The organism is Kitasatospora sp. NPDC004799 (assembly GCF_040609095.1).
Lineage (GTDB): Bacteria > Actinomycetota > Actinomycetes > Streptomycetales > Streptomycetaceae > Kitasatospora.
This window is the reverse complement of sequence record NZ_JBEXJK010000038.1, coordinates 14292-35224: the sequence shown is the minus strand read 5'-3', so window position 1 is coordinate 35224 and position 20933 is coordinate 14292. Positions and strand designations below refer to the sequence as shown.

Here is a 20933-nt window from a genome sequence, read left to right as displayed (position 1 = left end):
ACGTGCGGCCCGTCCCACTGGACGTCGAGCAGCCGCCCGCCCGCCGCGCCGAACCGCGCCCCGAGGTCGGCGACGGCGACCCGGGCGGCGTCCGGGCGGCGGTGGAACATCGAGTCCAGGCTCAGCACCGGCCCGACCGCGACCCCGAACACCCCGCCGACCAGCTCCTCCCCCTCCCACACCTCCCCGCTGTGCGCCGCCCCCAACTCGTGCAGCCGCACCAGCGCCGCCGCCAACTCCTCGGTGAGCCAAACCGGTTGACGTCCCTCGGCGCAGGCCGCCAGCACCTGCCCGAAGGCCCGGTCCGCGCTCGTCCACCACGAGCAGCGGTTGCGCAGCCGCCGCGCCAGCCGGCTCCCGAGCCGTACGCCGTCGGCCGCGATCACCGGCCGCGGGTCGGGCGACCACCAGGCCAGCGCGTACGGATCGGCCCCGCCCGGCAGCAGCGCCACCTCGCCCGCCTCGACGGCGTCCCCGTACACCGCCTCGTTGTACGCGCTCGCGTACACGTCCGCCGCCGGCAGCGGGAACAGCCCGCGCCGGTACGCCGCCAGCAACTCCCCGGCCCCGACGTCCCCGAGCGGACCGATCGACCCGAACTCCCCGAGCGAACCCGGCTGCCCGAGCGAACCGAGCGAACCGAGCGAACCGGGCTCCCCGAGCGACCCGCCGAAGGCCACCGGTCCGTCCCCGGGCCCGAGTCGGACGTCCAGCGCGTCGAAGACGGTCACGGCACCGCCGCCCGCAGGAACCCCTCCCGCTCCAGCCCGGCCAGGTAGTGGTCGATCAACCCGGCCTCCACCGGCGGCAGTTCGATGCCGCTCCCGGCCAGCGCCGCGTCCGCGTTCGCCCGCTCGAACAGCGGGAAGGTCGGCCGGAAGTACATCTCGCTGATCGACAGCTCCGCCCCCGGCGCCCGGTCCACGAACAGCGGGACGAACGGGGCGATCGGGTGCGTCGGGTTCCCGGCGGCGAACCGGACCAGCCGCCGCACCCAGTCCCCGTACGGCAGTTGGTCGATCCGGTGGCCGCGCGCCCGCAGCCGGTCGGCGAGGTCGGCGAGGACGCCCGGCCGCGGCGAGGTGAGGTGGTAGACCTCGCCGGCGGCGGGCGCGTGGGCGGCCACGTGGGCGACGGCACGGGCGAAGCGGTCGGCGGGGACGAAGTCGAGCAGCAGCTGCACGTCCGGGCAGGTCCCGCTGTCGGCCAGGTAGGCGATCAGCGCGCACAGTTCGGTGCCGGTGTTCATCACCCCGTCCGCCAGGTCCCCGGTGACGTCGTTGGTGCGCAGCACGGTGACCGGCAGCCCGGCGGCGGCCGCGTTGTGCAGCAGCTGTTCGGCGACCCACTTGCTCTCGACGTAGCCGACGCCGAGCCGGTCCGGGTGGGCCAGCGGGGTCCGCTCGGTGACCTTCGCGACCCCGGCCGCGCCGAAGCCGGCGAGTACGGCGAGGGTGGAGAGGTAGTGCACGGGGATGCCCCGGCTGTGCCCGGCGAGGCGGACCACCTCCCGGGTGCCGCCGACGTTGGCCTGCCGCAACTGGTGGTACGGGTAGAGGAAGTTGACCTGGCCGCCGAGGTGGTGGATCGCGTCCAGGTGCCCGGCCAGCCAGTCGAACCGGCCGTCCGTCAGCCCGAGCCGCGGCCGGGTGAGGTCGCCGACCAGCGGCACCACCCGCCGGTCGGCCAGGTCGTGCCGCAGGAAGCGCTGCTGCGCCGCCCGCAGCCGTTCCAGCGCGTGCTCCTCGTCGGGCGCGCGGACCAGGCAGTGGACGCGCGCCCGGGTGGTGGCGAGCAGCGCGTGCAGCAGGTGGGCGCCGCAGAAGCCGGTGCCGCCGGTGAGCAGGATCTCGGCGGGCTCGGCCCGGGAGGGCGCGGGGTTCCAGGACTGCCGGACGTCCTCGGTGAGCCGGGCCTCGGCGAACCAGTCGACGCCGGCCTCCCGCACCACGGGGGCCGGGGTGCGGGCCGCCCGCAGCGCCCCCGCGAAGGGCCGCAGGACGGGCTCGCGCAGCAGCGCCCGGGTGAGCGCCCGCACCTGCCCGACGTCGACGCCGAACATGATCCGGGCCCGCGCCAGCATCTCCATCGCCAGCAGCGAGGTGCCGCCGAGCGCGAAGAAGTCGCCGTCCGGGCCCACGTGTTCGACGCCGAGCAGCTCCGCCCACAGCTGGCCGACCGCCGCCTCCACGGCCTCCGCTCCGCTCGGCGCGGAGGACGGGCCGGAGGACGGCTCGGACGCGGACCCGGACGCGGCCCCGGGCGCAGGTCCGGACGCGGACGCGGGCACAGACCCGGCCGAGGGCACCGCCGGCCGCACCGGCGCGTGCGGCAGCCGCCGCCGGTCGATCTTCCCCGCCGCCGTGAGCGGCATCGCCTCCAGCGGCACGAACGCGGCCGGCACCAGGTACTCCGGCAGCCGCTCGGCCAGGAACGCCCGGATCGCCCCGGCCCCGCCGGCCGCCCCGGCGGCGAGCGTGTAGTACGCCGTGAGCGTGCGGCTGCCGTCCGCCGCCTGCCCGTCGGCCGCGACCCGGGCCTGCCGGACGTCCGGGTGCGCGGCCAGGACGGCTTCGATCTCGGCCGGGTCCACCCGGTGCCCGCGCACCTTCACCTGGTCGTCGAAGCGCCCGAGGATCTCCAGCCGCCCGTCCGCCCGCCACCGCCCGGCGTCGCCGGTGCGGTACATCCGCTCGCCGGGCAGCGGCGCGTACGGGTCGGGCAGGAAGGACTCGGCGGTGAGCCCGACCTGCCGCCAGTAGCCCCGGGCCAGGCCGGGCCCGCCGAGGTGGATCTGCCCCTTCTCGCCGGGCCGGACGGGGCGCAGCCGGGCGTCCAGCACGTGCACCCGCACCCCGGGCAGCGGGCGTCCGATCGGTACCGGCGCGGCGGAGGTGCCGCCCGCCCCGCCGAGCGGGCCCGCCCCGCCGAGCAGGTCCGCCGTGACCTCGCAGAGCGTGGAGGTGACGGCCGCCTCGGTGACCCCGTACGCGTTGAGCAGCCGGGCGCCCGGCAGCCGCTCCAGGCAGCGGCGGCAGTCGTCGGCGTGCACGGCGTCCCCGCCGACCACCACCAGCCGCAGCCCCCGGGGGCCGGGCCCGCCGGGCGGGAGCAGGTCGAGCAGGTGGTGCCAGTAGGCGGGGGTGAGGTCGGCGACGGCCAGGCCCAGTCCGGGCAGCCGGCCGGCCAGCTCGGTGGGCGCCCAGGTGCCGCCCGCGCCCCCGCCGCCTCCGCCGCCCAGGACGACCGCGGCGCCCGCGAGCAGCGCGCCGAGCACCTGCTCCAGCGCGGTGTCGGAGCCCAGCGCGGCCAGTTGCAGGACGCGTTCGCCGGGGCGCAGCCGGTAGGCGTGGACGATCCGGTCGAGGGTGAACAGCAGGGCGCGGTGGGTGACCGGGACGCCCTTGGGGCGGCCGGTCGTGCCGGAGGTGTAGATCAGGTAGGCGAGGTCGTCGGGGACGGCGCCGTCCTCGCCGGGGAACGTCCCGGCGTGCAGCGGGTCCCCGCCGCCGGGGAAGCCCTGCGGCCCGAGCACGGAAACCCCGGCCGCCGCCGGAAACCCGTCACCGTCCGCGACCACCACCCGCGCCCCGGAGTCCTCGACCAGCCGGGCCAGCCGTCGCCGCGGGTGGGCCGGGTCCAGCGGCAGGAAGGCCCCGCCGGCCTTGAGCACGGCCAGCCAGGCGGTCACCAGCCCGGTCCCGCGTTCCAGGCAGACCGGCACCACCTGCTCCGGCCCGGTCCCGCGGGACCGCAGCGCGGCGGCCAACCGGTCGCTGCGCAGGTCGAGTTCGCGGTAGCTCAGCGTGGCGTCCTCGGCGACGACGGCGGCCGCCTCGGGGTCGTGCGCCGCCCGCGCGCGGAACAGTCCGTGCACCGTGTCCGCGAATCCGGCCGCCGCCCGCCGGACGGGGGCGCCGTCGGGGAAGCCCAGCTCGGCCGGGCGCCACTCGCGCTCCACCCAGTCCCGGCAGTCGGCCCGCCCGGCCGGCCCGTGGACCTGCCGCCAGCCCGCCGGGACGGTCAAGTCCCCCGGCCAGATCGCATACTGACCGTCGTCGTTGCGGACCACGGCGTGACGGCCGGAGCTCACATCCGTTCGTACGCCCTGTGCGCTGTCTACTGCGTCGTCCACCGGCTTGACCTCGTGCTGTGGCGGCAGAATGCTGGGGAGTGCGACATTTCCGACTATACGCACTCATGCCCCGTCGAGGACGTCCGGTCGCACCCCCCCACCGGACGCCTCGCTGCTGCGCGAAAGCGCTCACCCGCCCCACCGGGCCGGCCCCTCACGCCACGCCCGCCCAGCCCTCGCCCGAACTCCCCCGCCCGACCGGCGGGGTGATGTCGCGGAGGAGGTAGCCTCGTTGACTCGCCGGCGACAACGCCTGATGGTCTGTTACCTGCTCTGGATGGTGCTGTTCACCGGCATCTACTACGCGAATCCGAGCCAGCGGATCATCTGGTGGACGGGCATCGGCCTCGGCGGCGTCGCCGCCATCGTGGTCGGCGTCCGCCTCAACCGCCCCGCGCACGCGCGGTTCTGGTACGTGCTGGCGCTCGCCAACCTCAGCTTCACCGTGGGCGAGGTGGTGCAGGCCGTCCAGCTGGACATCCTGCACCTGCCCAACCCGTTCCCGTCCGTCGCGGACGGCTTCTACCTCGCCGAGTACGTGCTGTACGCGGTCGGCGTGCTGGGCTTCATCCGCTGGCGCACGGCCCGTCAGGACCTCGCCGGGCTGCTCGACGCCCTCATCCCCACCATCGGACTGGCCCTGCTCGCCTGGATCTACCTGATCCTCCCGTACGCCCGGAACCCGGACCTCACCTCGTTCCAGAAGGCCGTGTCGATCGCCTACCCGCTCGGCGACGTGGTCGTGCTGGCCCTGCTGCTGCGCCTGCTGACCGCGCGCGGCGGCAACTCCCGCTCGCTGCAGCTGCTCGCCGTCGGCTCGCTCGGCATCCTGGTCTCCGACGTGCTGTACGGGCTGATCCAGCTGCACGGCACCTGGCACATCGGCACGCCCGTCGAACTCGGCTGGGCCGCCTTCTACACCGCGTGGGGCGCGGCCGCGCTGCACCCGTCGATGGTCGAGCTGACCAGACCGGTGCCCACCCAGCACCCGGACCTGAGCCCCGCCCGGCTGGTGCTGCTCACCCTCGCCTCGCTGATCGCCCCGGCGATGCTGATCATCGAGTCGCTGGCCGGCAACACCGGCAACGCGGGCGTGATCGGCGCCTTCTCCGCGCTGCTCTACCTGCTGGTGCTGGCCCGGCTGGCGGTGGTGGTCTCCGCCCGCAGACAGGCCCTCGCCCGCGAGCGGGCGCTGCGCGAGGCGGGCGCCCGGCTGACCGGGGCCGTCACGGTGGAGGAGGTCGCGGACGCCGTGCAGTCCGCCGCCTCCACCCTGATGCCGGCCGAGCCCGGGCACGTCGCCCTGCTCGCGGTGGCCGAGGACGGCGTGCTGCACGTCCGGCACGCCGGGAGCGCCACCGCCCGGCACCGGCCGGGGGTGGCCGCGCCGTCCGACCAGGTGCTGGAACTCGCCGCCGCCCGGGAGACCCTGCTGCTGCCCGTGGCCTCGCTGGGCCTGGAGCCCGCGGCCGGCCCGCCCGGGGCCGGGAAGGCCGGGACCGGGAGGACCGGGACCGGGAGGACCGGGGCCGGGAAGGCCGGCCCGCCCGGGGCCGGGAAGGCCGGGACGGCGAACGCCGGGGGCGGCATGCCGTACGCCCTGGTCTGCCCGCTCACCCTCGCCGAGCGCCCCTCCGGCGACCCGCTGATCGGCGCGCTCATCGTCACCGGCACCGAGCAGGAGCTGAGCAGCCTCTGGAGCTCGCTGGAGATCCTCGCCGCGCAGGCGGCCCTGGCCGTCGAGCGGGTGGTGCTGAGCCGGGAGGTCACCCGCCGCAACAGCGAGCTGTACTTCCGCACCCTGGTGCAGAACGCCAGCGACGTCATCCTGATCCTCGACGCCGACGACGGCGTGCGCTACGCCTCCCCCTCCGCCGAGACGGTGCTCGGCCACCCGGACCTGGTCGGCACCCTGCTGACCGACCTGGTCCCGCCCGAGGACAGCCGGGAGGTCGGCAAGGCGCTGGCCCGGATGCGCGAGGCGGCCGACCCGGCCCGGGGCGAGCAGCCCCGCGAGCACTGGCGGCTGCTGCGCCAGGACCGCACCCCGATCGAGGCCGAGGTCCGCTTCAACGACCTGCGCGCGGACCCGACCGTCGGCGCCCTGGTGCTCACCCTGCGCGACGTGACCGAGCAGCGGCAGATGGAGCGCGAGCTGACCCACCGGGCCTTCCACGACTCGCTGACCGGCCTGGCCAACCGGGTGCTGTTCCAGGACCGGGTCGGCCACGCCCTCTCCCGGGGCGAGCGCAGCGGGGCCGTCACCGGGGTGCTCTTCATCGACCTGGACGACTTCAAGGTGGTCAACGACACCCAGGGCCACGCGGTCGGCGACGAACTGCTGGTCGCCGTCTCGCTGCGGATCTCCACCGCGCTGCGCGCCTCGGACACCGCCGCCCGGCTCGGCGGCGACGAGTTCGCCGTCCTGGTGGAGGACGCGCGACGGCCGGCCGACGTGGACACCATCGCGGCCGGGGTGCTGGCGGTGTTCGCCGAACCGTTCCGGCTGAAGTCGGGCGCGGTCCGGGTGGGCGCCAGCATCGGCGTGGCGACCACCGAGGACAGCGTGGACGCGACCGAGCTGCTGACCCACGCCGACCTCGCGCTCTACTCCGCGAAGGCGGCCGGCCGCCGCCAGTGGTGCCACTACCGGCCGGCCCTGCAGACCGGGATGGTGGAGCGGCACGAGCTGAACGAGCACCTCGACTCGGCGATCGCGGAATCGGCCTTCCAGCTGTACTACCAGCCGATCGTCGACCTGCGTTCGGGCGACCTGGTCGCCTTCGAGGCGCTGGTCCGCTGGCCGCACGACCGGCGCGGCATGGTGCTGCCCGACGAGTTCATCTCCCTCGCCGAGGAGAGCGGCCAGATCGTCCCGCTCGGCGCCTGGGTGCTGGAGCGCGCCGCCCAGGAGGCCGCCGCCTGGCAGGCCGCGAGCTCGACGGCCCGGACGGCCGCCGGCCGGCCGCCGCTGCGGGTCAACGTCAACGTCTCGGCGCGCCAGTTCCGCGACGCCGGGTTCGTGGACGTGGTCCGCCAGGCGCTGGCCGCCTCCGGCATCGACCCGCACACCCTCGTCCTGGAGCTCACCGAGTCCGTGCTGATGCGCCGGGACGACCGCATCCACGCCGACATGGCCACCCTGTCCGGCCTCGGCGTCGGCATCGCCATCGACGACTTCGGCACCGGCTACTCCTCGCTGTCCTACCTGCGCGAGTTCCCGATCTCGCTGCTCAAGATCGACAAGTCCTTCATCGACGGCCTCGGCCACTCGCCCCAGCAGTACGCCCTGGTGGAGGGCATCACCCGGATCGCCGACACCCTGGGCGTCCAGGTCATCGCCGAGGGCATCGAGCACCCCGAGCAGCGCGACCTGCTCGCCGCCATGGGCTGCCCGCTCGGCCAGGGGTACCTCTTCGCCCACCCGATGGACGCGCCCCGGGCCCGCTCACTGGTCCGCCGGACGTTCTACGAGCCGGCCTGAGGCCGCGCGACGGGCCGGGCCCGGGGCCGCCGTCCGCGGACCGCTCGGGGCCGCGCCCGCGCCGGCCCTGCGGCCCGGGCGCCCCGCCCGCGTCAGGAGTTCGCGCGGACCAGGTCCAGCAGCCCCGGGAATCGGGCGTCGAGGTCCGCGCGGCGCAGCGTGGCCGCCCGGCTGTTGCCGCGGTCGACCTGGCGGATCAGCCCGGCCTCGCGCAGCACCCGGAAGTGGTGGGTGAGCGTGGACTTGGAGACCGGCAGCTCGAAGGAGGCGCAGGTGCGCGCCGCGCCCTCGGCCTCCCGCAGCAGGGCGGCGACCACCCCGTAGCGCAGCGGATCGGCGAGCGCGCCGAGCACCGCCCGCAGGTCCATCTCCTCGATCGACGGGTGGCCTTCCGGGTCGGGCATCGGATCCTCCGTCCTCCGGCGTCCTCAGGTACGGGTTGCATCGTACCTCGATCGCATGACACGGTGAGGTACGACCAAATCCGTACCTGGCCGTCGCGACCGACGGCCGGTTCAAGCCTGGAGTCACGCCCCCTTGCGTCCGCAGAGCCCGCCCTCCGCCGTACCCCCCGCCACCGCGGAACGCCCGCACCCCGGCCGCACCCTGACGCTGGCCGCCGTCCTCCTCGCGGTCTTCGTCGTCCCCATGTCCATCTCCGGCACCGCCGTCGCGCTGCCCCGGATCGGCGCCGGCACCCACGCCGGCCTGGCCCCGCTCCAGTGGGTGGTCAACGCCTTCAACGTGGCCTTCGCCTGCTTCACCCTGGTCTGGGGCTCGGTCGCCGACGTGGTCGGCCGGGTCCGGGCCTTCGCGGCCGGCGTCGCGCTCTACGCCCTCGGCTCGCTGGCCAGCGCCGTCGCCACCGACGTGCTGTGGCTGGACGCCGCCCGCGCCCTCACCGGCGTCGGCGGCGCCGCGATCTTCTCCTGCGGCGCGGCGATCCTCTCCACCGTCTTCGAGGGCCCGGCCCGCGCCAAGGCCTTCGCGCTGTTCGGCACCGTCGCCGGCGTCGGCGTCGCGATCGGCCCGTCGCTGGCCGGCGCGCTGGTGCAGGGCCTCGACTGGCGCTGGGTGTTCGCGGTGCACGCCGCCGCCCTGGCCGTGGTCCTGCTCGCCCTGCCCGCGATCTCCCGCGCCGTGCCCGCCGGCCGCGGCGGCGGGCGGATCGACCTCCCCGGCAGCGCGCTGTTCGTGCTCGCCATGGTGCTGCTCACCACCGCCATCGTGCAGGGCTCACAGTGGGGCTGGGGCAGCGCGGGCGTGCTCGGCCTGTTCCTCGGCGCGGCCCTCGTGCTGGCCGTGTTCGCCGCCGTCGAGCGGCGCAGCGCCCACCCGCTGCTGGACCTCGGCGTGCTGCGCGACCGCCGCTTCCTCGGCCTCTGCCTGGTGCCGGTGGCCGCCTCCTTCGGCTTCGTCACCGTGCTCACCTACCTGCCGAGCTACCTGACCGCCGTCACCGGCCGCGGCACCGGCACCACCGGACTGCTGATGCTGCTGCTCACCGCGCCGGTCCTGGTCCTGCCGCTGCTCGCCGCCAGGCTGGTCTCGCGCGGCGTGGCCGCGCGCACCCTGATCCTGCTCAGCCTGGCCTGCCTGGTGGCCGGCGACCTCGCCCTCACCCTGCTCTCCCCCTCCGTCACCGTCCTGCTGCTCGCCGCCCCGATGCTGGTCACCGGAGCCGGGATGGGCCTGTCGGCCGGCCTGGTCGACGGCCAGGCGCTGGCGCTGGTCGACCCGGCCAAGGCGGGCATGGCGGCCGGCTTCCTCAACACCCTGCGGCTGGGCAGCGAGGCCGTCGCCGTCGCCGTGTACGGCTCCGCGCTGGCCACCGTGCTGGGCACCCGGATCGCCGACGGCATCGGCGCGCACCCGGGCGCCGACCGGGCCGGCGAGGTCGCCGACCGGGCGGCCGGCGGGGACCTCGCGGGCGCCACCGAGCTGTCCGGCGCCACCGACCACCGGGCCTTCACGGACTTCCTCGGACAGGCCTACGACTCCGCCTTCCACTCCGTGCTGTGGGGCCTGGCGGCCGTCGGCGCGGTGCTCTCGGTGGTGATCGCGGTCCTGCTGCGCGACGGCGGGCGGCGGCGGCAGGCCGGGGCCTGACCGGTGCCGCTGCCGGTGGGAGCGGCCCGCCCCGGCGGGCCGCTCCGGGCATCGTTCGGATCAGCCCAGCGGCAGCTCCAGACGGGACTCGTTCCCGCTCGGCGAGCCGATGGTGACGGTGCCCCGCTCCGCCGCGTAGGAGTACAGCGCGTCACGGCTGTTGACGACCAGCGCCAGCCGGTGGCCGCTCGGCACGTCGTACGAGGTGGCCTGGAGCTTCCAGCTGACGGTGGTGTCCGCGCCCGGCGTCAGTCCGGTCTCGGTGTACGGCTCGTGGGTGATGATCCGCGCGGTGCCGTCCGGGTGGACGTCGAACAGGTAGGCCACCAGCGTCACGGCGTCCTCGGTGCTGCGCACCGTCACCTGGACCTCCGCGGTGCCCCTGATCCGGCGCGCGGCGTCGCCGCTCTGCGCCGTCAGCTCCTCCGTCGACCAGGACAGCAGCCGCGACCACTCGAACTGCTCCAGGATGTACCGCTTGGGGTTGCCGAACCACTCCTTCCCCCCGGTCTTGAGGAGCACGCCCGCGTTCGCCTCCGTCAGGGAACCGGCCGTGAAGTCCCGCGACCACCCGGCGGCCGGCTTGTCGCTCAGCGCGCCCTCACCGGTGAGGTGCCAGGTCTCGCCGCCGGTGGTGACCTCGCTCCACTCCCCGTACGACTCCCGGTGCGCCGGGACGGTGATCCTGTTGCCGATGAGGGTGCCGGTGGTCTCGTAGGTGAACATGGACTGGTTGACCACCTCCGGCCAGGCCGGCACCTCGTTGTCCTGGCCGAGCAGGTAGTGGTCCAGCCAGGCGTAGGCCTCCTGGATCGGCACCTCCAGCCCGGGGAACGGGAATCCGGACACCAGGCCGGCCAGGCCGGGGCCCTCGGGGGCGCCGTGGTCGCCGATCCACAGGTTCAGGTGCTTCGGCACCTCGAGCGCGGTGAAGGTCTCGATCACCGGGCCGACCGGGAAGAGCGTCTCGTGCCAGGTGTTCGAGATGAAGGTGGGGGTGCCGTGGGCGTTGGTCAGCCCCACGTGGGTCTGCGGGGAGCGGATGGTGCCCCAGTCGACCACCGCCTGCATGTTCTCGCCCTTTTCGAAGTTCCTGAGGATCTCGACGGTCTCCTCGTCGAACTTCTCCTCCAGCTTCTCCGGATCGCCGCCGGTGAAGCCGATCAGCGCCTGGACGGCGGCGGTGTGCCGGGTGCCGTTGTCGTAGAGGCTGGTGGCCAGGTTGCCCCAGGTGCTCAGGGCGACGACGACGGCGACCCGGTTCCGCTCGTCGTGGGCGGCGACCAGCTGGCTGATCCCGGAGCCGTAGGACTCGCCGAGGAAGCCGATCTTGCTGGGGCCGAAGTACCGCTCCGCGAAGTCGATCACCCGCGAGCCGTCCGCCCAGTCCTTCTCGCCGCCGACGTCGATGAAGCCCGGGGACGTCGACAGCCAGCCCTTCTTGCCGATGCCGCGCGGGGTGTACGCGAGGACGTGGTACCCCTTCTGCGCCAGCTTGAGGTACAGGTACAGGAAGGGCAGCCAGCCGAACGGGTTCCAGCCGGCGGGCACGATGACGACCGGGTGGGGCTCGCCGTCGCGGAGCTTGATGGCGAGCCCCGACAGCCGGACGTCGTCGGCGCCCTCGATGCCGGTGAGCTCGGTCCCGGCCTTCTCCCGCACCTCGGCCACCAGCTCCGCCAGCGACGGCGGCAGCTGGACGCCCGCCTCGCCCCGGAGCGCGGCGAGCAGGGCCTCGGACACCCCGACGACGGAGGCGCTGGGTGTCAGGCCCTCGCCCCAGATGCCGTTGGCGGCGATGTCGTCGAGCACGGTCTCGGTGATCGCCGGGATCGGCTCTCCACTGATGCTGGTCATGCGGACCGCCCTTTCCGTAAAGGATACTGACCGCATCCTGGTCACGGCGGACGGAATCAAACTGACGAACCATCAGGTTCACTGGAACGAGTGGACTTTGCGGTCAACTCCTGACGCCGGCGGACGCATTGTCGTACCCGTCGAGCAGCCGGTCCCGGAGTTCGGCGGTGCACATCATGTAGCCGTCCGGGGCCGGCACGTGGGCGAGGTAGTGGGCGAGGTCCGTGCCCAGCGCGAACAGCCGCACCGGGGTGCCCGCGGCGCGCGCGGACTCCACCACCCGGCGCAGCCCGTCCAGGACGGCCGGGTGCCGGGTCTGGTAGGACTCCGCCACCAGGTGGTTGCCGCGGTCCGCGGCCAGGTAGAACTGCACCAGGTCCTTCACCCCGACGAACAGTTCGCTGGCGCCGGCCGCGCAGATCTCCGCCGTGGCGTGCACCGCGGCGGGCGTCTCGATGAAGGCGGACAGCGGCACCCCGGGCGGCAGTTCGAGGTGCTTCCGGAGCTGGGCGAACTCCTCCGCGTCGTTGAGGAACGGGACGGAGAGGTGCACCCGGCCCGCGGCCTCGCCGAGCCGCTCGCGCAGCAGGCCGAGCACGGCGTGCAGCGCGTCCCGGTAGGCGGCCGACCCCAGCAGCCAGCGGGCGCCGTGCAGGCCCAGTTCGGGGTTGGGCTCGACCGCGACCGGGGCCTGCTCGGTGACGCTGGCGGCGTGGTCGGAGCGGAGGTCGAGCATCCGCAGCACCAGCCGCTGGCCGGGCAGCAGCGCCTCGACGAAGGCGCACAGCCGGTCCGCGAGGGCCCGCCCGTAGGCCACCGCGTCGGCCGGTCCGCCGTCCAGGGAGTCGAGCGGGCTCAGGGCCGCCGCCAGGCAGAGGAACTCCTCCCGGATGAAGAAGCAGTCGACCCGCTCCGCGTTCGGCCCGCAGGAGTTGATCGTGCGGATGTCCTGCACGTCCGCGATGACGGCGCAGGCCGAGCCGAGGTCGTCCAGGGACGGGCTGCCGGCCGCCGCGTCCGGGCCGGCCCCGTCGCCCGCGCCGGACTCGACCACGATCGACCCGCTGTCGAGGTCCAGCGTCACCTCGCCGACCAGGTGGTCGAGCTCCTCCTGGTCGACGCGGAGCACGGGAATCCCCCGGCCCCGGCAGAGCGACTGCATGTGGCCGGTCAGCCCGCCCGCGCCGCAGACGACCGCGCGCGCCGCCACGATCGCTTCGTACAGGCCCGCGTCGAGGGAGGGGGCGACGAGGACGGCGCCTTCGCGCGGGCTTCTGGTGCGGTTGCAGACACCGCGCACTTCGCTCTGGGTGCCACCGGTCAGCAGGGATCCCTGAATCCGTCGCCCGTTCAACTACTCCTCCTGTTCGTCGGCGGCCGCGATTCCCAGTTGTCGACGCAGTTGTCGTGGTGTCACGGAGACATCGGTGAGTCGTTCGACCGCGGCCCGGTTGACGGCCACCCTCATCAGGCGGTCGTACCGGGCGGCGTCCATCGGACGGGTCGGACGTTCGCCCATGGCCCGGATACAGGCGTCCAGTTGGAAATCGAGCGATTCCCGCTCGGTTCGACCGCGCGAGGCCATTCTCCTCGCCTCCAGATTCACAGCGTCCTGGAATCCTCCGGGCGCCGCTTCCTCCAGATTGCCGTCACCGACGACGTGCCCGGCCGCATTTCCGGCCATGGTTCCGAAGCCGGTTCCGGCCACACTTCCGGCCATGGTTCCGGCCCCGCTTCCGGCCGGGTTTCGCGGCGGAATGCCGGGGGCGGGTTCCGGTTCCGTTTCCCGTTCCGGTTCCAGTTCCAGCCGCTCGACCACGTGGGCGGCGACCGCGATCGAATGGTTCTTGATGGCGGCGAGGTTGAAGGTGAACGCCCCCGTCCGGCCGTTCCGCACCATCTCGTCGCCCTCCCGCAGCACGCCGACCGCGGAGACCGGCCCGCACTCCCCGCCGGGGCCCAGCAGCACCCCCCGGGCGTCGACCTCCAGGCCGCGCCCGGTGCGCTCGTGGGGCACCGCGAGGCCGCGCCGCAGGACGTTGCGCCAGAGCGGCCGGTCGACCCTGGTGTAGTCCGACTCCCGGCCGAAGTTGGACACCACCAGGTCGGCCTCGATGGCGCGCTCGCGCTCCGGCGACGCGACCGACACGACCAGCCGCCCCGACTCCGCCGGCCTGACCCGCTCCACCTTGCCGACCACCAGCTCCACCGGCCCCTCCGCCGGGTGCATCGCGCGCTCGATCACCGCCATCGTGTACTCCAGCACCCCGACCCGCAGCGCGGCCAGCGCGGTGCCGAACTCGTCCAGCAGGCCCCGCAGTTCCGCGGTGGGTATGCGCTCGACGGCCTCGGGCAGGTGCGGTTCCCAGGCCTTGACCACCCGCTCGGCGACCACCACCGGATCGATGTCGGGGTGCTCCCGGCGGACGGTCGTACACGCCGCGTCCCACTCGGCCCGCACCCGGGCGAGGAACTCCGTACGGTCCCGGTACGGCTCCAGCAGCGTCTTCGGACAGGGGAGGCGGATCACCCCGTGCTCGTGGCCGTCGGGGTACGTCCGGAACAGCGTCCCCGTCCTGGAGATCAGGTGGATCCGCCCGGTGTGGCCCTGGCGCAGCAGCAGGCCCGCCGAGTCGTAGGCGCTCAGCACGGAGCCGACGATCGCGACCGTCGCCCCGGCGGGGAGGTCCACGAGCTTGCGGATCCCGGCCGCGGAGTAGGGGTTGCGCACGAAGGAGCCGTGGGTGCGGACCTCGGAGGCGAAGGGCGGCTCCCTGAGTTCGAGGCCGGTCGCGAGGACCACGTGGTCGGCGGAGAGCACGGTCGTCTCCCGGCTCCGACCGGCACCGCGGACGGAGGACCGCTCGACCGTCACATCGACGCCGGCGGCGCGGACTTCGAGGTCCACCGCCTCGCCGTCCGCCTCGACGAGCACCACGCCCGGACGGGCCTCGCGCCGCGCCTCGGCCAGCCGGTCGACCAGGTAGTCCTGGAAGATCCGCCGGGGCGCCGGCCCCTGCTCGACGAACCGGAAACCGGCCCAGGGCACCGGCCAACCACTGCGGTCCGCCTCGTGGTTGGCCCAGCGGACGAAGTCGAGGACGTCCTCGCGGAACACCGACATCCGGCCCGCCTGGATGTTGAACACGTGGTCCCAGGGGTTGCCGTCCCGGTGGTAGGCCACCCCGGCGGACCGGTAGTCGGCCCGCCGTTCCAGCAGGACGACCTCCAGCGGCCGGCGCGCGAAGCAGAGCAGCCGGATCGCCGTGGCGGTTCCGGCCAGGCCCGCCCCGACGATCAGGACTCTCGGACGCGTACCCGTTCGACTCATGGTCAAGCCTCCCCGTCGAAGGATGGGAACCCGGCTCCGCCGTCCCGGACACCGGGCACAAGGTCTGCCGACGACGCACGGCCCGGACGGACGGCGCGAACTGCCGTCCGGGCCACGGCGATCAACCGCCCCCGCCCTGCGCAGGGAAGGGGTCGTCACCGGCCCCAGGATCCTAGAACAGGTGATCCGCTCGTCAGGAGGAGTTGCCGGGAAAGCCCCGGCGGGACGGCCGCGGAGGTTGCGGCGGCCACGGCAGGCCCGCTCCGGCCACGACGGCGGTGACGGCGGTCAGGCGGTTACGGCGGCTACCGCGGTTACGGCGGTTACGGCGGTTATCGCGCAAGGTTGTTGGCGACGTGATCTGTCCGCCGTCGGCCCCACCCGGCACAATCGCCGGTATGACGACCACCACCGGCGCGCCGCCCCGGCGCAACATCCCGGTCGCCCTCGCCCGCGGCTTCCTGACGGGCGGCGTGACCGGCGGATCGCTCGCCGTGCTGGTCGTCGGCGTCGTCCTGGAGAAGGTGCCGCTGCTGCTCGCCGGCCCGGGCATCCCCGTCGTCTACGGCCTGCTGCTCTCCCTCGCCGGCGCGCCGCGGCGGGCCCGGGAGGCGGCCGTCGTCCCGCGGACGGCGCTCGCGGTGATCGAGAGCCGGGACGCCGCCGCGAGCAAGGTCAGCGACGTGCCGGTGCGGTTCGAGCTCACCGTCGTACCGGACGACGGGCCCGCGTTCCGGGTGGGGTTCACCCAGGACGTCCACGACACCGACCTCCCCGACTACCGGCCGCACGGCGTGGTGGTGGTCCGGTACCCGCCGGACCGGCCGTGGCTGGTGCGGATCGTGAAGCGGCCGACGCCGGAGTGGGAGGAACGCGCGGCCGCGGCACGGCTGGACCCCGCGCCCGACGCGACCAGGTTCAGCGAGCCCCCGGAGGTCCGCGGCGTCGGCTTCCTCGGACTGCTCGGCCTGCTGCTCGCCGCGGCGGCCGTCGTCCTGCTGTTCCGCGCGGACCTGTTCGACCGGAAGGCCGCCACCCCGCCCCCGTCCGCGACGCCGACCGTCTCCTCGACCTGGTCGACCACGGTGGTGTCGGCGGGCTCCGGCACCGTCGTCCTCGACGCCGGCCGGTCCTTCCTCGACCAGGGCGAACTGCGCCGGTCCGTCGAGGCGTTGACCGGGGAGCGGGAGTCCCGCCAGGCGATCACCGTGGTCGTGCAGGAGAACCTGCTGTCGGTGGTGTTCTCCCCGGCCGGCGCCGCGGCCCCGGACTTCGATCCGCTGACGCTGCCCTACGACCGGATCCCCGCCCTGGTCGAGGAGGCCAGGACCACCCTCGGCGTCCACGCCCCGCAGACCTGGCGGCTCACCGCGGACGCCGTCACCGGCCCCCTCACCGTCCGGATCGGCGTGACCGGGCCCGAGGGCAGCGCCGCGCTGGAGGCGGACGGACAGGGCCGGGTGCTGCGGCGCACCACGGCGCACTGACCACGGACAGGAGCGGGCAGGCATGGACTGGCACAGGATTCTGCTGCTGTGGTGCGGGGCGTTCGGCCTCCTGGCGCTGGTCGGGTACGGGCGGTCGCTGGCCGGCGTGACCCGGGCGCAGCGGACGGTCCGGGTGACGGGCCGGATCGAGCGGGTCCGGGAGCCCCGGAACGGGGGCTCCGAGCGGGACGGCATCGCGGTGGTCGTCCGCTTCCGGGACCCGTCCACCGGCGAGGAGTTCACCGTCACGAACGACGGCGACCGCGGCGACCGGATCACCACGGCCTGGGTCGGCCGGGAGGTCGGCATCCGCTACCCGCCCGGGCGGGCGCACGCCTACCGGTTCAGCGACGACCTCCAGGACGGCCGGCGCGGGCTCGGCCGGCCCACCTTCGCGGTGTTCCTGGTCTACTGCGGACTGGTGGCCCTCGCCGCGATCGACTGGGGCTGGCCGTGGGCCCTGGTCGCGTCCGGCGCGCCGTGCGCCGTCCTCACGGCGTTCCACCTGCCCGGGGAGCGGGACCGCGGGCGGAGCCGGCTCGACGTGCTGACCGCCGCGACACCCGTGCCGGGGCGCGTCATCGCCGTCCTGAGGACCGTCACCACCGACGAGGACGGCGACCTCCGCACCCGCCGGGCACCCGTCGTCTCCTTCACCACCCACGAGGGGACGGCCGTCACCGCCTACTACCCCTCGGACCTGCCGGACACCGCGGTCTCGTACGGCCAGGAGCTCACGGTCCACTACTCCCCCGCCGACCCGGCCGTCTTCACCCCGGACCTCGCCGCCGAGCGGCGCTCCGAGGGGAAGAGCCTCGGCTGCGCCGTCACGGCGCTCGTCGTCACGGCGGCGGTGGCGGTCGCGGGGGTGGTCCTGCTGCTCGTCCTGCCCGCGTGAACCGCGGCCCGGGGGCCGGCTTCCCCCGCGTACCCGCCGTACCTGGCGTCAGGCGTCCCCGGCCGCCCGGTCGGACTCGCTGCGCAGCACGCAGAACTCGTTGCCCTCGGGATCGGCGAGGACGGCCCAGCCCGAGCCGTCCGGATCGCGGTGGTCGCCGACGAAGGAGGCACCGAGGCCCAGCAGCCGCTCCACCTCCTGGTCGCGCGAGGTCTCGGGCCGCAGGCAGAGGTGGACCCGGTTCTTGACCGTCTTGGCCTCGGGCACCTGGTTGAAGTACAGGACCAGGCCCTGCGCCAGCAGCACCTGCGTCTCCTGGTCCCCCGGCCCGCAGTCGGGATCCAGCGGCCGGCCGGTCACCCCGCTCCAGAACCGGGCCAGCCCATAAGCATCCGCACAGTCGATCGCCACGTTCTGCACCACTGAGACCATGCGCGCGAGTCTTCCCGATCACCGCGCCGCGCGCCAGCGGCTCACGCCGGTCCGCCGCCCGGCCGACCGCGTCCGACCGCTCCGGCCGGCCACTCCGTCCGACCGAACCGTCCACCGCTCCGACCTGCGCCGATACCGCCCAGGTGCACGCCCCGTACCGACGCGCCTACGGTGGAGGTAGTAGCCCAGTGCATCCAGGAGGTTACGTTATGAGTTCCGACAAGAAGCCGGTCAAGCTCACAGCACGCACGGTGAGCGGCCACGTGGTCGCCCACGCGCCGATCAGCGGCGACTTCGAGGCCACCCTGACCGACGCGGACGGCAAGCCGATCGTGGGGCGCCAGATCACCTTCTACAGCACCGCGAGCGGCCAGCGGGTCGGCTCGGCGACCACCGACCAGAGCGGGATCGCCAAGCTGAACTCCGGCTCCAAGATCCTCGACCCGGTCATCGTCGCCAGCACCCTGGCCACCGGCTGTGAAGCCCGGTTCGAGGGCGACGACGAGTACCAGGCCGCCTCCGCCCACGCCGGCACCGCGGTCGGCGTGTAGCCGCACGTCGTCCACTGGCAACCCGGGGAGTGGGGAGTCGGCCGGGCCTTCCCACTCCGCGCATTCAGCCGGCCTTCGAGCCCGGCCCGTCGGATCCCCCTCCAGCGACTGCCCACAAGCATCGACGCGCTCGTTCCGGCCGAGCATCCGGGACCACTGTTTCGATATTCTTCTATATTGACGGGCTTCGATCCGGGCGACAGGCTTGCATCGACGGATATCGATCCTGCCCGTCGGGCAATCCCTTGGAGGCCGCCATGTCCCGTGTCCAGCTCGCCCTGCGCGTCGCCGACCTCGAAGGCTCCGTCGCCTTCTACACCAGGCTCTTCTGCACCGAGCCCGCCAAGCGCCGTCCCGGCTACGCGAACTTCGCCGTCGCCGAGCCCCCGCTGGAGCTCGTCCTCATCGAGGGCCGGCCGGGCGAGGACACCCGCCTGGACCACCTCGGGGTCGAGGTCACCTCCACGGAGCAGGTCGCCGCCGCCACCGCCCGCCTGCGGGACGCCGGCCTCGCCACCGTCGAGGAGATCGACGCCCCCTGCCGCCACGCCGCCCAGGACAGGACCTGGGTGATCGGCCCCGGCAAGGAGCCCTGGGAGGTCTACGTGGTCAAGGCCGACGCCGACGCCCTGGACAAGGACGCCGACGGCGCCCCCGCCGCCTGCACCGGGACCGGCGGCGCCGCCGGCTCGGGGCGCTGAGCCGCGCGCCTGCCTGTTCCGACCGAACACCGTTGCCACCGGAGGCGCGGTTCTCGGCCTGATCCGCCACCCCGGGAAGGGTGTTCCCGCGACCAGCTCCATCGATCCGACGGCCGGTCAGCGGGGCGCGGGTGACGCGCCGTCACCCGCGCCTAGGGTGGCCGCCATGACCGACCCGCGCCCCACCTCGCCGTTCCACGCCGCCAACGCCGCCGGCGCCGACCCGGCGCTCACCGACCGGCTGATCGCCGTGCTGGACGTCCAGGCCGCCAACCCCGGCGTCCGGCGGCTGCGCGCGTGGGCGCACGAGCAGCTCGCCGCCCGCCCCGGGGAGCGGGCGCTGGATATCGGGGCCGGCACCGGTTCGGAGACCCAGGTGCTCGCGGCGGCGGTCGCCCCGCGGGGCGGCGCGGCGGGCGGTGCGGGCGACGACGCGACCGGCGGCGCGGTCGGCCGTGCGATCGGCATCGAGCCCAACCCCGGCCTGCGGGCCGTCGCCGAGCGGCGCGCCGCCGAGGCGGGCAGCCCGGCCCGGTTCCTGGACGGCGACGCCCTCGCACTGCCCCTGCCCGACGGCGAGTTGGACGTGGTGTGGTGCGAGCGCGTCCTCCAGCACCTCACCGACCCGGCGAAGGCCGTCGACGAGATGGCCCGGGTGCTGCGCCCGGGCGGCCGGGTCGCGCTGCTGGACACCGACTGGTCCACCTTCGTGCTCCATCCGGCCGAGCCGGAGGTCCGCTCCGCGCTGGCCACCGTCGTCCGGGGCGCCGCCGCCCGACCCGACGCCGGGCGCAGCCTCGCGGGCTGGCTGGTCGAGGCGGGGCTGACCGTCGACCGGCTCGGCGCCGACGTCCTGCTGCACGACTCCCACGCCACCTGCGGGCCGCTCGTCGGCGGGCTCGGCGCGGCGGCCGTCGAGCGGGGTCTGATCACCGAGGAGCAGCGCGACCGGCTCTCCGCCGGCCTCGACGCGGCCGCCGGGGTCGGGGCGTTCCACCTGTCGGTGACGATGTTCGCCGCCGTCGCCCACCGGCCCCACTGAGCCCTGCCCGCCCTCGCCCACCGGCCCTCGCCTGCCCTGCCGGCCGGCCGCCTGCCCGCCTGCACGCCTGCCTGCCCGCTGTCGCCGTACCGTGCTCAGAGCCGGCGCAGCGCCGCCTCGCAGAGCCGGCAGCGCTGCTGCTCCAGCTCGGGCGGGTACCAGGGCTCGCCCGGCCGGGCGGGGCGGTAGTGCGAGTGCTCCATCGGAGCGGTGTCCAGGCCGCAGAGGGTGCGCGCCTGTGGGTCCTCCGGGACGTCCGGGTCCTGGCCGGCGGCGTGCACCCCGACCACGCCCGGCCCGACTCCCTCGGGGCCGAGGGCCTGGTCCGGGGCCAGTTCGAAGAGGACGACGATCGCTGCCACGGTCCCACCGTGGCGGGCCGCCGCCGTCCGCGCATTTCGATCTTCGCCCCGCCGAAGGGCGCTGCCGGGCGCCGGCCCGGCCGGGCAGCCGCGGGCCGCTACTCGTGGGAGCAGGGGCCGCCCGGCCCGGTGTCCGGGGAGTCCAGGCTGAAGCCGAACAGCAGGAACAGCACCACCGCCGCCACGACCAGCACCACCCACTTGACCTCCGGCTCGATGTCCTCCGGCAGCACCACCGCCAGCACCGACTGCAGCAGGGCCAGCAGCACGGTCATGACGACCCAGCCGATCGGCAGGCTCAGCACCATCGACGCATGGGTCGGCCCGTCCATCCCGAACGGGCAGGCGTCCCACCTCCGCGTGGCCACCGCCCCGCCCCCGAGCGTGGCCACCGCCGCCAGCACCGGTCCGGCGAGGAACCACGCGCAGCCGCCCGTTCCACCGCTCTTCTCCGCTGCCGCCATCCGCGCTCGTCCCCCTCGTGCGATCCGTGTTCCGGGGACCCACACGCCCCACCAGCCCCGTCCGGTTCCCGGGAGGCCCT

At 74.7% G+C, this 20933-nt stretch carries 16 protein-coding genes; 7 read left to right on the top strand and 9 right to left on the bottom strand.

Translation table 11 applies throughout. The annotated features are described in order from the left end of the window. Together ABZW03_RS08145 and ABZW03_RS08140 are read right to left on the bottom strand one after the other, a co-directional pair. Positions 1–731: leucyl/phenylalanyl-tRNA--protein transferase (locus ABZW03_RS08145; RefSeq protein ID WP_355253795.1), on the bottom strand; the 731-nt coding region annotated here is incomplete at its 3' end. Beyond that, positions 728–4135: an amino acid adenylation domain-containing protein gene (locus tag ABZW03_RS08140; protein ID WP_355253793.1), complete on the bottom strand. Its 3408-nt coding sequence runs from the start codon at positions 4133–4135 to the stop codon at positions 728–730. The genes ABZW03_RS08145 and ABZW03_RS08140, both read right to left, overlap by 4 nt. Positions 4136–4367: 232 nt before the next feature. Here ABZW03_RS08140 and ABZW03_RS08135 point away from each other — a divergent pair, with 232 nt between their 5' ends. Further along, the gene (locus ABZW03_RS08135; protein WP_355253791.1) at positions 4368–7619 is read left to right on the top strand and encodes an EAL domain-containing protein; all 3252 of its coding nucleotides are present in this window, start codon (positions 4368–4370) and stop codon (positions 7617–7619) included. 92 nt (positions 7620–7711) lie between these two features. Here the strand turns inward: ABZW03_RS08135 and ABZW03_RS08130 are convergent, their stop codons facing one another. Further along, positions 7712–8023 (bottom strand): helix-turn-helix domain-containing protein, encoded by a 312-nt coding sequence (locus ABZW03_RS08130; RefSeq protein ID WP_355253789.1) that lies wholly within the window; start codon positions 8021–8023, stop codon positions 7712–7714. Between the two features lie 133 nt (positions 8024–8156). Between ABZW03_RS08130 and ABZW03_RS08125 the strand changes: the two genes are divergently transcribed. Continuing rightward, positions 8157–9728 carry an MFS transporter gene (locus ABZW03_RS08125; protein WP_355253787.1) on the top strand — a complete coding sequence of 524 codons (1572 nt, stop codon included), beginning with the start codon at positions 8157–8159 and terminating at the stop codon, positions 9726–9728. Positions 9729–9788: 60 nt separating this feature from the next. On the opposite strand, the gene ABZW03_RS08120 is transcribed toward ABZW03_RS08125, so the two are convergent. The 3 genes from ABZW03_RS08120 to ABZW03_RS08110 form a co-directional block, all read right to left on the bottom strand. Further along, the gene (locus tag ABZW03_RS08120; protein ID WP_355253785.1) at positions 9789–11585 is read right to left on the bottom strand and encodes a CocE/NonD family hydrolase; all 1797 of its coding nucleotides are present in this window, start codon (positions 11583–11585) and stop codon (positions 9789–9791) included. A 103-nt stretch (positions 11586–11688) separates the two neighbouring features. Beyond that, a complete protein-coding gene (locus ABZW03_RS08115; protein WP_355253783.1) occupies positions 11689–12939 on the bottom strand; it encodes a putative PEP-binding protein in 1251 nt (416 codons plus the stop codon). Further along, the gene (locus ABZW03_RS08110) at positions 12940–14916 is read right to left on the bottom strand and encodes an FAD/NAD(P)-binding protein (protein WP_355253781.1); all 1977 of its coding nucleotides are present in this window, start codon (positions 14914–14916) and stop codon (positions 12940–12942) included. Positions 14917–15314: 398 nt separating this feature from the next. On the opposite strand from ABZW03_RS08110, the gene ABZW03_RS08105 reads away from it, so the two are divergent. After that, positions 15315–16403 (top strand): hypothetical protein, encoded by a 1089-nt coding sequence (locus ABZW03_RS08105; RefSeq protein WP_355253779.1) that lies wholly within the window; start codon positions 15315–15317, stop codon positions 16401–16403. A gap of 22 nt (positions 16404–16425) precedes the next feature. Continuing rightward, the gene (locus tag ABZW03_RS08100) at positions 16426–17301 is read left to right on the top strand and encodes a DUF3592 domain-containing protein (protein WP_355253777.1); all 876 of its coding nucleotides are present in this window, start codon (positions 16426–16428) and stop codon (positions 17299–17301) included. Positions 17302–17349: 48 nt separating this feature from the next. On the opposite strand, the gene ABZW03_RS08095 is transcribed toward ABZW03_RS08100, so the two are convergent. Further along, positions 17350–17733, bottom strand: a complete 384-nt coding sequence (locus ABZW03_RS08095) for a VOC family protein (protein ID WP_355253775.1) — start codon at positions 17731–17733, stop codon at positions 17350–17352. Between the two features lie 209 nt (positions 17734–17942). On the opposite strand from ABZW03_RS08095, the gene ABZW03_RS08090 reads away from it, so the two are divergent. From ABZW03_RS08090 to ABZW03_RS08080, 3 genes are all read left to right on the top strand, one after another. After that, a complete protein-coding gene (locus ABZW03_RS08090) occupies positions 17943–18284 on the top strand; it encodes an Ig-like domain-containing protein (protein ID WP_355253773.1) in 342 nt (113 codons plus the stop codon). 257 nt (positions 18285–18541) lie between these two features. Next, positions 18542–18985, top strand: coding sequence for an ArsI/CadI family heavy metal resistance metalloenzyme (locus ABZW03_RS08085; protein ID WP_355253771.1), 444 nt, complete (start codon positions 18542–18544; stop codon positions 18983–18985). Positions 18986–19151: 166 nt separating this feature from the next. Next, the gene (locus ABZW03_RS08080) at positions 19152–20027 is read left to right on the top strand and encodes a methyltransferase domain-containing protein (RefSeq protein WP_355253769.1); all 876 of its coding nucleotides are present in this window, start codon (positions 19152–19154) and stop codon (positions 20025–20027) included. 95 nt (positions 20028–20122) lie between these two features. Here the strand turns inward: ABZW03_RS08080 and ABZW03_RS08075 are convergent, their stop codons facing one another. Both ABZW03_RS08075 and ABZW03_RS08070 read right to left on the bottom strand, forming a co-directional pair. Further along, the gene (locus ABZW03_RS08075) at positions 20123–20389 is read right to left on the bottom strand and encodes a hypothetical protein (protein WP_355253767.1); all 267 of its coding nucleotides are present in this window, start codon (positions 20387–20389) and stop codon (positions 20123–20125) included. A gap of 98 nt (positions 20390–20487) precedes the next feature. Next, the gene (locus ABZW03_RS08070; protein ID WP_355253765.1) at positions 20488–20853 is read right to left on the bottom strand and encodes a hypothetical protein; all 366 of its coding nucleotides are present in this window, start codon (positions 20851–20853) and stop codon (positions 20488–20490) included. Positions 20854–20933 lie beyond the last annotated feature (80 nt).

Bases quoted from the DNA above. Each gene is read 5' to 3' on its own strand.
- ABZW03_RS08130 (WP_355253789.1), bottom strand. From the start codon at position 8,023: ATGCCCGACCCGGAAGGCCACCCGTCGATCGAGGAGATGGACCTGCGG.
- ABZW03_RS08120 (WP_355253785.1), bottom strand. From the start codon at position 11,585: ATGACCAGCATCAGTGGAGAGCCGATCCCGGCGATCACCGAGACCGTG.
- ABZW03_RS08110 (WP_355253781.1), bottom strand. From the start codon at position 14,916: ATGAGTCGAACGGGTACGCGTCCGAGAGTCCTGATCGTCGGGGCGGGC.
- ABZW03_RS08105 (WP_355253779.1), top strand. From the start codon at position 15,315: ATGACGACCACCACCGGCGCGCCGCCCCGGCGCAACATCCCGGTCGCC.
- ABZW03_RS08100 (WP_355253777.1), top strand. From the start codon at position 16,426: ATGGACTGGCACAGGATTCTGCTGCTGTGGTGCGGGGCGTTCGGCCTC.
- ABZW03_RS08095 (WP_355253775.1), bottom strand. From the start codon at position 17,733: ATGGTCTCAGTGGTGCAGAACGTGGCGATCGACTGTGCGGATGCTTAT.
- ABZW03_RS08090 (WP_355253773.1), top strand. From the start codon at position 17,943: ATGAGTTCCGACAAGAAGCCGGTCAAGCTCACAGCACGCACGGTGAGC.
- ABZW03_RS08085 (WP_355253771.1), top strand. From the start codon at position 18,542: ATGTCCCGTGTCCAGCTCGCCCTGCGCGTCGCCGACCTCGAAGGCTCC.
- ABZW03_RS08080 (WP_355253769.1), top strand. From the start codon at position 19,152: ATGACCGACCCGCGCCCCACCTCGCCGTTCCACGCCGCCAACGCCGCC.
- ABZW03_RS08070 (WP_355253765.1), bottom strand. From the start codon at position 20,853: ATGGCGGCAGCGGAGAAGAGCGGTGGAACGGGCGGCTGCGCGTGGTTC.